Origin of the sequence: Kitasatospora sp. GAS1066B, assembly GCF_041262605.1 — a bacterium.
In the GTDB taxonomy this organism is placed as follows: Bacteria; Actinomycetota; Actinomycetes; order Streptomycetales; family Streptomycetaceae; genus Kitasatospora.
On the sequence record NZ_JBGCCO010000019.1, the window covers coordinates 121,994 to 135,021 of the forward strand.

A 13,028-nucleotide genomic window follows, 5' to 3' on the forward strand; every position below is an offset into this window, starting at 1 on the left:
CCTTGGACAGGGATTCGCTGCGCCGATCGGAGGACAGCTTGTCGTGTCGTCAGTTCTTCGCCGGCGGGCTGGAGTTGAGTGGACGCCATGAAGAGCATCAGGGTGCTCGCCGCCGCCGCGCTGCTCAGTGCACTGGCGGGCTGCGACAGCGCGCCGGCCCCGGTCCCGCCGCCGTCCCAGTCCGCCTCGGACCTCACCCCGGCCACCCGCACCGTGGTGCGCCAGGGCGGCACGCTGCGCTGGGCGGTGGACCAGGTGCCCGCCTCGCTGGACGTCTACCAGAGCGACGCCACCGCCGACACCGCGCTGATCGCGCACGCGCTGCTGCCCAGCCTGTACCGGCTGGACGACCACGCGCGGCCGGTCCCCGACCCGGACTACCTGGTGAACGCCGAGCAGGCCGATCGGACGGTCACCTACCGGCTGAACCCGAAGGCCGTGTGGAGCGACGGAACGCCGGTGACGGCCGCCGACTTCACCGCGCAGTGGACGGCGCTGCGCGCCGACCACCCGGGCTACCGGGCGATCGAGTCGATCGCGCAGGGCGTCGATCAGCACCAGGTGAAGGTGGTCTTCCGGCAGCCGTACGCGGAGTGGAAGTCGCTGTTCAGCCCGCTGAACCCGGCGGCCGGCCTGCCGCTCAGCGCCGGGCCGCTGCTGCTCCAGTCGCTGGACGCCAAGGGCGGCAAGGCGGCGTTGGTCCGCAACCCCCGCTGGTGGGGTGACGCCGCCAAGGTCGACGAGCTCGACTTCCTGGCCACCCCGGACCGGCTCGACGCCCTCTCCCAGGGCCGGATCGACGTCGCCGCGCTGGAGGGCGCCGTCGACCACCCGCCGGCGGCCAAGTCCGCCGACGCGCTGGACTCCGCCACTCAGGCGCTGCGCCGGGCCAGGGCGCTGCCCGGGATCACCCTGCACCGGGCCGCGGCCCCCGCCTTCACCCAGCTCACCCTGAACGGCGGCCGCGGTCAGCTGGCCGAACCCGCGCTGCGCCGCGCGGTCGCCGCCTGCGTGGACCGCGGCAAGATCGCCGAGGCCGCGCTCGGCCCGCTCGGCCTGCCCGCCGCGCCGCTCGGCAACCACCTGCTGATGACCGACCAGCTGGGCTACCGCGACAACAGCGCCTCGCTCGCCGCCACCGCCAAGTCCATGCACCTGGAACTGAGCCTGCTCTACCCCGACGGCTCCGCCACCGCCCGCCGCACCGCCGACGCCCTGGTGGCCCAGCTCGCCCCGTACGGCATCACGGTGCACCCGCAGGCGGCGGCGCCCGACAGCTTCGTCCGCGACCACCTGGCCACCGGCGACTGGGACCTGGCGCTCTTCTCCTGGCCCGCCACCGCCTTCCCCGCCACCGACGAGCAGCCGCTCTACGCCAAGCCCCGGCCCGGCGCGGACGGCAAGGCGGTGATCGGCCTCAACTACGGCGGCGCCGGCACGGACGAGATCGACCAGCTCTTCGCCAAGGCCGAGGCCGAGTCGGACGCCGTCCGGCAGACCGCGCTGCTGCAGCAGGCCGACCAGCGGATCTGGCAGCTGGGCCACTCGGTCCCGCTCTACCAGCGTCCCGAGCTGGTCGCCGTGCGCACCGGGGTGGCCGGGGCGGGCGCGTACGGCTTCGGTTGGCCGCGCTACCAGGACCTGGGTTTCCTGCGCTAGCCGGTCCTCACTTCGCGGGTCGTCCCGGCGGCCACGTACGATAGGACAAGCCGTGGCATGGTAAGCCCGGCGGGTGGACCGGAACAGGCCGGGGCGCCACAACCCACGACTCCGGGAGAGTTCGCTCCGCATGCCCACGCGCAATGACATCCGCAACGTCGCCATCGTCGCCCACGTCGACCACGGGAAGACGACCCTGGTAGACGCGATGCTCAAGCAGGCCGGTGCTTTCGCGGCTCACCAGCACCTCGACGACCGCATGATGGACTCGAACGACCTGGAGCGCGAGAAGGGCATCACCATTCTCGCGAAGAACACCGCGGTCAAGTACCACCCCAAGGAGGGTGGCGCGCCGATCACCATCAACATCATCGACACCCCCGGCCACGCCGACTTCGGTGGCGAGGTCGAGCGCGGCCTGTCGATGGTCGACGCGGTCGTGCTGCTGGTCGACGCCTCCGAGGGCCCGCTGCCGCAGACCCGCTTCGTGCTCCGCAAGGCGCTCACCGCCAAGCTGCCGGTGATCCTCTGCATCAACAAGACCGACCGTCCGGACTCCCGGATCGACGAGGTCATCAACGAGACCTACGACCTCTTCCTGGACCTGGACGCCACCGAGGACCAGATCGAGTTCCCGATCGTCTACGCCTGCGCCCGTGACGGCGTCGCCTCGCTGACCAAGCCGGAGAACGGCACCGTCCCGGCCGACAGCGACAGCCTGGAGCCGTTCTTCTCCACCATCCTGGCGCACGTCCCGGCCCCGGAGTTCGACGCGGACGCCCCGCTGCAGGCGCACGTCACCAACCTGGACGCCGACAACTTCCTCGGCCGCATCGCGCTCTGCCGCGTCGAGCAGGGTGAGCTGCGCAAGGGCCAGCAGGTCGCGTGGATGAAGCGGGACGGCTCGATCCAGCAGGTGAAGATCACCGAGCTGCTGATGACCGAGGCGCTCACCCGCAAGCCGGCCGAGGTGGCCGGCCCCGGCGACATCTGCGCCGTCGCGGGTATCCCGGACATCATGATCGGCGAGACCCTCGCCGACCTGGAGAACCCGATCGCGCTGCCGCTGATCACGGTGGACGAGCCGGCCATCTCGATGGTCATCGGCACCAACACCTCGCCGCTGGTCGGCAAGGGCGGCAAGGGCCACAAGGTCACCGCCCGGATGGTGAAGGACCGCCTGGACCGCGAGCTGATCGGTAACGTCTCGCTGCGCGTGCTGCCGACCGAGCGCCCGGACGCCTGGGAGGTGCAGGGCCGTGGTGAGCTGGCGCTGGCCATCCTGGTCGAGACCATGCGCCGGGAGCTCTTCGAGCTGACCGTCGGCAAGCCGCAGGTGGTCACCAAGGTCGTCAACGGCAAGGTGCACGAGCCGGTCGAGCGGATGACGATCGACAGCCCCGAGGAGTACCTGGGCGCGATCACCCAGCTGATGGCCGTCCGCAAGGGCCGCATGGAGACCATGACGAACCACGGCTCCGGCTGGGTCCGGATGGAGTTCATCGTCCCGTCGCGTGGCCTGATCGGCTTCCGCACCCAGTTCCTGACCGACACCCGTGGCACGGGCATCGCGCACAGCATCTTCGAGGGCCACGAGCCGTGGTTCGGCGAGCTGCGGATGCGCAACAACGGTTCGCTGGTGGCCGACCGCGCCGGTGTGGTGACCCCGTTCGCCATGATGGGCATCCAGGAGCGCGGCACGCTCTTCGTCGAGCCCACCACCGAGGTGTACGAGGGCATGATCGTCGGCGAGAACTCGCGCCAGGACGACATGGACATCAACATCACCAAGGAGAAGAAGCTCACCAACATGCGTGCGGCTTCCTCCGACACCACCGAGAACCTGGTGCCGCCGCGCAAGCTGTCGCTGGAGCAGTCGCTCGAGTTCTGCCGCGAGGACGAGTGCATCGAGGTCACGCCGGAGACCGTGCGCATCCGCAAGGTCGTGCTGGACCAGAAGGAGCGCGGTCGCACCGCCTCCCGCGCCAAGAAGAACTGACGCCGACTCAGTCGGACCCAGTCGCAAGGCCGTCAGCCGGTTCCCCCTCGGGGGAGCCGGCTGACGGCCTTTCAGTCACCTGTTCGGCGGCACCAGCTGCCCGAGTGGCCCTGCTGCGGGTGCGTCGCCGCCGCCCGGCCCTTCGAATGGGGTGTGATGCCTCACACACCCCCGAGGAGGTCCTTCATGCCTTCAGCCACCAGAGTGCGCTGGGCCGTGATCGCAGTGACGTCGGCGGCCCTGGTGGCCACCGGTTGCAGCAGTAGCAGCAGTAGCGGCTCCGGTTCGAGCGGCGGCGGCACCGTCCGCGCCTGGTGGGGCGACCCGCAGAACCCGCTGGAGCCGGCCAACACCAATGAGGTGAACGGCGGCGCGGTGATGAACATGATCTTCGCCGGCCTGATCCAGTACGACCCCAAGACCAGCGCGGCCAGCAACGCCAACGCCGACTCGATCACCTCATCCGACCAGCAGAACTGGACGGTGACCCTCAAGCCCGGCTGGAAGTTCAGCGACGGCACCCCGGTGACCGCCTCGTCCTACGTGAACGCCTGGAACTACGGCGCGCTGTCCACCAACAAGCAGGTCAACGCGAGCTTCTTCCAGTACATCCAGGGCTACAACGACGTCGCGCCGGCCAGCGGTTCGCCGACCGCGCAGACCATGTCGGGCCTCAAGGTGGTCAACGACAACACCTTCACGGTGGCGCTCACCCAGAAGTTCACCACCTGGCCGCAGACCCTGGGCTACAACGCGTACTACCCGCTGCCCGCGAGCTTCTTCAGCAACCACGCCGCGTACCTGAACAAGCCGGTCGGCGACGGGCCGTACATGATCCAGTCGTACACCCGCAGCCAGCAGATGCAGTTGGTGCCGAACCCGGACTACAGCGGCAGCAACAAGCCGAAGAACGGCGGCATCAACCTGGTCGTCTACACCGACCCGAACGCCGCCTACTCCGACCTCCAGTCCGGCGCCCTCGACGTGGACAACACGCTGTCCAACACGGCGATCAAGACCCTGGCGGGCGGGCCGAGCGGCGGCCGCTTCCTCAACACCCCGGCCGGCATCATCCAGACCATCTCCTTCCCGCTGTACCAGCCGCAGTGGAGCACCGCCAACGCGAAGCTGGTCCGCCAGGGCATCTCGATGGCGATCGACCGGGACACCATCGTGAAGAACATCTTCACCAACACCCGGACCTCGGCCACCGACTGGACCTCCCCGGTGCTCGGCGCCAACGGCTTCAAGGCCGGCCTCTGCGGTGACCTCTGCACCTACAACCCCACCATGGCCAAGCAGCTGATCCAGCAGGGCGGCGGCATCCCGGGCGGCCAGCTGACCATCAGCTACAACGCCGACGGCCCGCACAAGGACTGGGTCGACGCCACCTGCAACAGCATCAACACGGTGCTGGGCAACAACAACGCCTGCGTCGGCAACCCGATCGGCACCTTCGCGGACTTCCGCAACCAGATCACCAGCCAGAAGATGACCGGCCCGTTCCGGACCGGCTGGCAGATGGACTACCCGCTGATCCAGGACTTCATGCAGCCGGTCTACACCACCGGCGGGTCCTCCAACGACTCGCACTACAACAACCCGCAGTTCGACAGTCAGGTCAACACGGCGAACGCGGCACCTGACGCGGCGACCTCGGTCACCGACTTCCAGACCGCCGAGAAGATGCTCGTCACCGACGTGCCGGCCATCCCGCTCTGGTACCAGAACGGCACCGTGGCCTGGTCGAGCCACGTCAGCAACGTGATGCTCGACCCGTTCAGCGTCCCGGTCTACACCGAGATCACCGTCAGCTAGTCAGCAGCGGCGGCCGGCTCCCGAGCGGAGCCGGCCGCCGGTCTTCGCCAGCTCTGTGGAGGTTCGCATGGGACGCTACGTCCTGAGGCGCCTGCTCCAGATGATCCCGGTGTTCATCGGGACCACCTTCCTGATCTTCGTCATGGTGCACGCGCTCGGCGACCCGGTGAACGCGCTCTTCGGTGACCGGGCGCCCGACCCGGCCGTGGCCGCGCAGATCCGCGCCCAGTACAACCTGAACGATCCGCTCTGGCTCCAGTACGTCAAGTACATGGGCAAGCTCTTCCAGTGGGACTTCGGTACCACTTTCAGCGGTCAGACGGTGACCTCGCAGCTGGCGGCCGCCTACCCGGTCACCCTCAAGCTCACCGCGGTGGCCTTCACCATCGAGGTGGTCTTCGGCATCGGCCTCGGGCTGCTCAGCGGTCTGCGGCGGGGCAGGATCGCGGACAACTCGGTGCTGATCCTCACCCTGGTGGTCATCTCCATCCCGACCTTCGTCACCGGCTACGTGCTGCAGTACCTGGTCGGGGTGAAGTGGGGGATCCTGCCGGCCACGGTCGGCTTCGACGTGACCTTCCAGTCGCTGCTCCTGCCGGGCATCGTGCTGGCCTCGGTCTCGCTCGCCTACGTCGCGCGGCTGACCCGCACCACCGTCGCCGAGAACACCAAGGCGGACTACGTGCGCACCGCGGTGGCCAAGGGCCTGCCCAGGCACCGGGTGGTGATCAACCACCTGCTGCGCAACTCGCTGATCCCCGTCGTCACCTTCCTCGGCACCGACCTGGGTGCGCTGATGGGCGGCGCGCTCGTGACGGAGCGCATCTTCAACATCCACGGCGTCGGCTACACCCTCTACCAGGGGATCGTCCGGCAGAGCACCAACACCGTGGTCGGCTTCGTGACCATCCTGGTCATCATCTTCCTGCTGGCCAACCTGCTCGTCGACCTGCTCTACGCGGTCCTGGACCCGAGGATCCGGTATGCCTGACCAGGAGAAGTACAACCGGTCCGACCCCATGGCGGGGGCCGGGGACGAAGACGAGGAGATGCAGAGCGCGGTCGAGAGCCGGACCCTCGACCTCGGCACCATGGAGGGCGAGACCCTCATCAAGGCCGAGCGGCTCGGCGACCACCCGGAGACCCCCGCCGCCGGCGAGGAGCGGGTGGCGCCGCGCAGCCTGTGGCAGGACGCCTGGCGCGACCTGCGGCGCAACCCGATCTTCATCATCTCGGGACTGCTGATCGTCTTCCTGGTCATCGTGGCGATCTGGCCAGGTCTGTTCACCTCGACCAACCCGCTCAACTGCGACCTGACCAAGTCGCAGCAGGGCCCCACCTCGGGCCACCCGTTCGGGTACGACACCCAGGGCTGCGACGTCTACGCGAGGACGATCTACGGCGCGCGCGCCTCGATCACCGTCGGCGTCTGCGCCACCGCCGGGTCGGCGCTGGTGGGCACCCTGCTCGGCGGCCTGGCCGGCTTCTTCGGCGGCTGGTCGGACTCGGTGATCTCCCGGGTCGCCGACATCTTCTTCGGCATCCCGATCCTGCTCGGCGGTCTGGTCTTCCTCTCGGTGATCACCATCAGGTCGATCTGGATCGTGGTGGCGTTCATCGTGGTGCTCGGCTGGCCGCAGCTGGCCCGGATCGGCCGCGGCGCGGTCATCACGGCCAAGCAGCAGGACTACGTCACGGCGGCCAGGGCGCTGGGCGCGGGCAGCGGGCGGCTGATGCTGCGACACATCCTGCCGAACGCGGTGGCGCCGATCATCGTGGTGGCCACCATCGCGCTGGGCACCTACATCGCGCTGGAGGCCACGCTGAGCTACCTCGGCGTCGGCCTGAAGCCGCCGACGGTCTCCTGGGGCATCGACATCTCGGCCGCCTCGGACAGCTTCAGCATCGCGCCGCACATGCTGCTCTTCCCCGCCGCAGCGCTGAGCATCACCGTGCTCGCGTTCATCATGCTCGGCGACGCGGTCCGCGACGCCCTCGACCCCAAGCTGCGCTGAGAGAGGGTCCCACCACCGATGAGTAGCAGCAGCACCAGCGCCCAGCCGCGCGAGGCCACCGCGGACACCGTCGAGTCCCCGCTGTTGGAGGTCCGCGACCTGCACGTGGAGTTCCGCACCCGGGACGGGGTGGCCAAGGCCGTCAACGGGGTGAACTACTCGGTCAGGGCCGGTGAGACGCTGGCCATCCTGGGCGAGTCGGGCTCCGGCAAGTCGGTCACCGCCCAGGCCGTGATGGGCATCCTGGACAGCCCGCCCGGCTTCGTGACGGGCGGTCAGATCGTCTTCAAGGGCCGCGATCTGCTGACCCTCGGCAAGGAGGACCGGCGCAAGGTCCGCGGCTCGCAGATGGCGATGATCTTCCAGGACGCGCTCTCCTCGCTCAACCCCGTGCACAGCGTCGGGTCGCAGCTGGGCGAGATGTACCGGGTGCACAAGGGCAGCTCGCGCCAGGACGCCAAGGCCAAGGCGATCGAGCTGATGGACCGGGTCCGGATCCCGGCCGCCAAGGCCCGGGTCGGCGACTACCCGCACCAGTTCTCCGGCGGCATGCGCCAGCGCATCATGATCGCGATGGCACTGGCCCTGGAGCCGGACCTGATCATCGCGGACGAGCCGACCACCGCGCTCGACGTCACCGTGCAGGCCCAGGTGATGGACCTGCTCGCGGAGTTGCAGGGCGAGTACCACATGGGTCTGATCCTGATCACCCACGACCTCGGGGTGGTCGCGGACGTGGCCGACAAGATCGCGGTGATGTACGCCGGGCGGATCGTGGAGACCGCCCCGGTGCACGAGCTGTACGCCAAGCCGGCCCACCCGTACACCCGCGGGCTGCTGGACTCCATCCCCCGGCTCGACCAGAAGGGGCAGGAGCTCTACGCGATCAAGGGCCTGCCGCCCAACCTGCTGCGGATCCCGCCGGGCTGCGCCTTCAACCCGCGATGCCCGCGGGCGCAGGAGATCTGCCGGACCACCGTGCCGCCGCTCTTCGAGGTGACGGACGAGGCGGGCACGCCGCGACCCGGCCGGGCCAGCGCCTGCCACTTCTGGAAGGAGACCCTCGATGACTGACGGTGCCACCGCGCTCAGCGCGCCCGTGCCGCAGGGGGCGGCCTTCACCAAGCCGGTCCCCGAGGGCGAACCGATCCTGCAGATCCGCGACCTGGTCAAGCACTTCCCGCTGACCCAGGGGGTGGTGGTGAAGAAGCAGATCGGCGCGGTCAAGGCGGTGGACGGGGTCTCCTTCGACCTGCGCAAGGGGGAGACCCTGGGCATCGTCGGCGAGTCCGGCTGCGGCAAGTCGACGCTGGCCAAGGTGCTGATGAACCTGGAGCCGGCCACCAGCGGCTCGGTCCGGTACAAGGGGGAGGAGATCTCCCGGCTCTCCGGCGCCGCGCTGAAGGCGGTGCGGCGCAACATCCAGATGGTCTTCCAGGACCCGTACACCTCGCTCAACCCGCGGATGACGGTCGGCGACATCATCGGCGAGCCGTACGAGATCCACCCCGAGGTGGCGCCCAAGGGCGAGAGGCGCAAGGCGGTGCAGGACCTGCTGGACGTCGTCGGGCTCAACCCGGAGTACATCAACCGCTACCCGCACCAGTTCTCCGGCGGCCAGCGCCAGCGGATCGGCATCGCGCGCGGCCTGGCGCTCAAGCCCGAGGTGATCATCTGCGACGAGCCGGTCTCCGCGCTGGACGTCTCGGTCCAGGCCCAGGTGATCAACCTGCTGGAGAAGCTGCAGAACGAGTTCGAGCTGTCGTACATCTTCATCGCGCACGACCTCTCGATCGTGCGGCACATCTCCGACCGGGTGGGCGTGATGTACCTGGGCAAGATGGTGGAGATCGGCAGCGATCTGGAGATCTACGACCACGCCACCCACCCCTACACCCAGGCGCTGCTCTCCGCCGTCCCGGTGCCCGACCCGGCCGCCCGGCAGGTCCGCGACCGGATCGTGCTCACCGGCGACGTCCCCTCGCCGGCCGACCCGCCCTCCGGCTGCCGCTTCCGCACTCGGTGCTGGAAGGCCCAGGAGAGGTGCGCGATCGAGGAGCCGCTGCTCGCCGTGCCGTCCTGGCTGGACGGGCTGGCGGCGCACGAGTCGGCCTGCCACTTCGCCGCGGAGCGTGGGGCCGAGGGCGGGATCGAGGCTGAGACCGAGCGGACTGACGATCGGAAGGACGGGAGCGCGGACGGCGACGACGCGCGGTAGCGCGGACGCGACAGGGCCCCCTCCAGGTGGAGGGGGCCCTGTGCTTGAGCGGCGCGGTCGATCAGTCCTTGGCCAGGCGCGCGGCCGGGACCGTGTCGGCCGGCTTGGCACCGGGGGCGACGCCGTCCTCGGGGAAGTGGCAGGCCGTCAGGTGGCCGTCGACGTTGCCGCCGAGCTGGATCAGCGGCGGCTCCTCCGTGGCGCACTTCTCCTGCGCCTTCCAGCAGCGGGTGCGGAACCGGCAGCCGGACGGCGGGTTGAGCGGGGAGGGGACGTCGCCGGTGAGCCGGATCCGCTCGTTGGCGGCGGTGTCCGGGTCGGCGTCCGGCGCGGCCGAGAGCAGCGCGTGGGTGTACGGGTGACGCGGCTTGTTGTAGAGCGAGTCGCGGTCGGCGATCTCGACCACCTTGCCGAGGTACATCACCGCGACGCGCTGCGAGAAGTGCCGCACGATCGACAGGTCGTGCGCGATGAAGACGAAGGCGATGCCCAGCTCGCGCTGCAGGCCCTGGAGCAGGTTGACCACCTGCGCCTGGATCGACACGTCGAGGGCGGAGACCGGCTCGTCGGCGATGATCAGCTTCGGGTTCAGCGCGAGCGCGCGGGCCACGCCGATGCGCTGGCGCTGGCCGCCGGAGAACTCGTGCGGGAAGCGGTTGTAGTGCTCCGGGTTGAGCCCGACGATCTCCAGCAGCTCCCGGACCCGGGCCTCGCGGCCACCGGGCGGGTTGATGTTGTTGATCTCCATCGGCCCGGAGATGATCGTGCCGACCGTGTGCCGCGGGTTCAGCGAGGAGTACGGGTCCTGGAAGATCATCTGGATCTCGGACCGGATCGGCGCCAGCTGCTTGCGGTTGGCGTGCGTGATGTCCTGGCCCCGGTACTTCACCGTCCCGCCGGTCGGCTCCAGCAGGCGGGTGAGCAGCCGACCGGTGGTCGACTTGCCACAGCCGGACTCACCGACCAGGCCCAGGCTCTCGCCCTCGCGGACGTCGAAGCTGACGCCGTCGACTGCCTGGACAGCGCCGACCTGGCGCTTGAAGGGGAAGCCACCCATCACGGGGAAGTGCTTCGTGAGGCCGTTGACCTCCAGCAGGACGTCGCCGGGGGCCGGCACCGCCGCGGACTGCTCGTCCAGAGTCTGCTCTGCGCTCATGGGATTTCCTTGGCTCCTTTACCGAGGCTCAGCTGCTCAGCCGGGGCAGGATCTGCTCGGTGAGGATGGACTGCTTCTGCGCGGGGGTGAGGTGGCAGGCCGAGAGGTGGCCGTTGGCCAGCTCCAGCGGCGGGCGCTCGGTCACGCACTTGTCGCCGACCACCAGCTCACGGTACGTGCAGCGGGGGTGGAAAGCACAGCCGGACGGCGGGTTCAACAGTGACGGCGGGGTGCCGGGGATCGGCATCAGCGGCACGTCGACCGAGGCGTTGATCCGCGGGATCGAGCTCAGCAGGCCCCAGCCGTAGGGGTGCTGAGAGCTCTTCAGCACCTCGCGCATGGTGCCGCGCTCGACCGCGCGACCCGCGTACATCACCAGCACGTCGTCGGCGATCTCGCGGATCACGCCGAGGTCGTGGGTGATGAAGATGATCGAGGTGCCGGACTCCTGCTGGAGGTCCTTGAGCAGGTCGATGATCTGCGCCTGCACGGTCACGTCGAGCGCGGTGGTCGGCTCGTCGGCGATCAGCATCTGCGGGTCGCAGACCAGGGCCATGGCGATCATGGCGCGCTGGCGCATACCGCCGGAGAACTGGTGCGGGAAGTCGTCGACCCGGGTCTGCGGCTGCGGGATGCCGACGCGGCGCAGCATCTCGATCGCGCGGTCGCGGCCCTCCTTCTTGCTCGCGCCGGTGTGCTTCATGAACGGCTCGGCGATCTGCCGGCCGATCGTGTAGTACGGCGAGAGCGCGGCGAGCGCGTCCTGGAAGATCATCGACATCTTGTTGCCGCGGAGCTTCTCCAGGTCCTTCTGCGAGGCCTTGAGCAGGTCCTGGCCGTCGAGGGTGATGGAGCCCTCGATGGTGGTGTTCTTCGGGTTGTGCAGGCCCATCACGGCCAGGTTGGACACCGACTTGCCGGAACCCGACTCACCCACGATGCCGAGGGTCTTGCCCTGCTCGAGATCGAAGCTGAGATTGTTGACGGCCTTGACGATGCCGTCCTCGGTACGGAAGCGGACCTGCAGGTCGCGCACCGAGAGGAAGGCGTGGCCGGCCTCGGGCGCGGGGATGGACTCGGACTTGGTGAGGGTGCTCACGGTCGGATCTCCTCGGGGGCGGGGTGGTGCGGTTCGGTCACGGGCGGGGCGGAGGTCATCCGATCCGCACCCGGGGGTCGAGGAGACCGTAGGCGGCGTCGACGATGATGTTGAAGAGCAGGATGGAGACCGAGCTGAAGATCAGCACGCCCAGCTCCAGGTAGAGGTCGGCCTGGTTCACCGCGATCACCGCGAGGTAGCCGAGGCCGTGCACACCGAAGGTGACCTCGGTGATGATCGCACCGGAGAAGACGGCGCCGAGGTCGAGGCCGAAGATGGTGATGATCGGTGCCATCGCGCCGCGCAGCGCGTAGCGCCACCAGACGTAGGTGTTCGACATGCCCTTGGCGCGGGCCGCCCGGATGTGGTCCTCGGAGAGCTGCTCCAGCATCAGGGAGCGAACCTGGCGGCTGTAGTTGGACCAGAAGATCACCGACATGACCGTCCACGGCAGGATCATGCCCGTGAAGCAGCCCCACGGGTCCTGGGTCCACGGGATGTACGCCGGCTGCGGCAGCCAGTGCAGGTTCACCACGAACAGGGCCATCGCGAGCGGGCCGAGGAAGTAGATCTGGGTCGACTGACCGACCAGCCCGATGGCGGTGGCGGCCTTGTCCGCGAGCTTGCCCTGCTTCCAGGCCGCGATCATGCCCAGACCCACACCGACGGTGAGGAAGATGGCGGCGCCACCGATGGCGAGCACGAAGGTCGCCGGGTAGTTGGCGACGATGCGGTCCCAGACGAAGCTCTGGGTGTTGTACGAGTAGCCGAAGCACGGGGCCGCGCAGTGCCCGGCGGTGCCGAAGTCCTGGCCGACGAAGAGGCCGCTGAAGTAGTTCCAGAACTGCTGGTAGATCGGCAGGTTCAGGTGCATGTTGGTGCGGATCTGCGCCAGCAGCTCCGGCGTGCAGCCCTTCGAGCAGGCCAGCCGCGCGGGGTCGGTGGGCAGCGAGAAGAACGCGAAGTATGTGAGCGCGATCAGCAGGACGATGATGACCAGCGCGCCGAGCGCCCGGCGGATGAGAAATCGGAGCATGGAATGAGCTCTTCCGAGAGAGGGCGCC

Annotated in this window: 10 protein-coding genes; 7 read left to right on the forward strand and 3 right to left on the reverse strand. The window is 69.1% G+C overall.

Annotated features, from left to right (window positions below; all coding sequences use genetic code 11):
* Positions 1-87: 87 nt before the first annotated feature.
* The 7 genes from ABH937_RS22070 (at position 88) to ABH937_RS22100 (ending at position 9,709) form a co-directional block, all read left to right on the forward strand.
* Complete coding sequence (locus ABH937_RS22070; RefSeq protein ID WP_370219175.1) at positions 88-1,659, forward strand: ABC transporter family substrate-binding protein; 1,572 nt, start codon at positions 88-90, stop codon at positions 1,657-1,659.
* 130 nt (positions 1,660-1,789) lie between these two features.
* On the forward strand, positions 1,790-3,658 hold the full coding sequence (gene typA, locus ABH937_RS22075) for a translational GTPase TypA (protein WP_280687761.1): 1,869 nt from the start codon (positions 1,790-1,792) through the stop codon (positions 3,656-3,658).
* A 186-nt stretch (positions 3,659-3,844) separates the two neighbouring features.
* Entirely contained in the window at positions 3,845-5,476 is a 1,632-nt protein-coding gene (locus ABH937_RS22080; protein ID WP_280687759.1) for an ABC transporter substrate-binding protein, read from the forward strand.
* A gap of 67 nt (positions 5,477-5,543) precedes the next feature.
* Positions 5,544-6,467 carry an ABC transporter permease gene (locus ABH937_RS22085; RefSeq protein WP_280687757.1) on the forward strand — a complete coding sequence of 308 codons (924 nt, stop codon included), beginning with the start codon at positions 5,544-5,546 and terminating at the stop codon, positions 6,465-6,467.
* The gene (locus ABH937_RS22090) at positions 6,460-7,491 is read left to right on the forward strand and encodes an ABC transporter permease (protein WP_370145610.1); all 1,032 of its coding nucleotides are present in this window, start codon (positions 6,460-6,462) and stop codon (positions 7,489-7,491) included. Before ABH937_RS22085 ends, ABH937_RS22090 begins: the two co-directional genes overlap by 8 nt.
* A gap of 18 nt (positions 7,492-7,509) precedes the next feature.
* The gene (locus ABH937_RS22095) at positions 7,510-8,565 is read left to right on the forward strand and encodes an ABC transporter ATP-binding protein (RefSeq protein WP_280687755.1); all 1,056 of its coding nucleotides are present in this window, start codon (positions 7,510-7,512) and stop codon (positions 8,563-8,565) included.
* Positions 8,558-9,709, forward strand: a complete 1,152-nt coding sequence (locus ABH937_RS22100) for an ABC transporter ATP-binding protein (RefSeq protein WP_370219176.1) — start codon at positions 8,558-8,560, stop codon at positions 9,707-9,709. Before ABH937_RS22095 ends, ABH937_RS22100 begins: the two co-directional genes overlap by 8 nt.
* Positions 9,710-9,770: 61 nt before the next feature.
* On the opposite strand, the gene ABH937_RS22105 is transcribed toward ABH937_RS22100, so the two are convergent.
* Genes ABH937_RS22105 through ABH937_RS22115 form a run of 3 tightly spaced genes read right to left on the reverse strand, consistent with a single transcriptional unit; the run spans position 9,771 to position 13,000 of the window.
* A complete protein-coding gene (locus tag ABH937_RS22105; protein ID WP_370219177.1) occupies positions 9,771-10,865 on the reverse strand; it encodes an ABC transporter ATP-binding protein in 1,095 nt (364 codons plus the stop codon).
* 28 nt (positions 10,866-10,893) lie between these two features.
* On the reverse strand, positions 10,894-11,964 hold the full coding sequence (locus tag ABH937_RS22110) for an ABC transporter ATP-binding protein (RefSeq protein ID WP_280687749.1): 1,071 nt from the start codon (positions 11,962-11,964) through the stop codon (positions 10,894-10,896).
* A gap of 55 nt (positions 11,965-12,019) precedes the next feature.
* The gene (locus tag ABH937_RS22115; RefSeq protein WP_280687747.1) at positions 12,020-13,000 is read right to left on the reverse strand and encodes an ABC transporter permease; all 981 of its coding nucleotides are present in this window, start codon (positions 12,998-13,000) and stop codon (positions 12,020-12,022) included.
* Between the last annotated feature and the right edge of the window lie 28 nt (positions 13,001-13,028).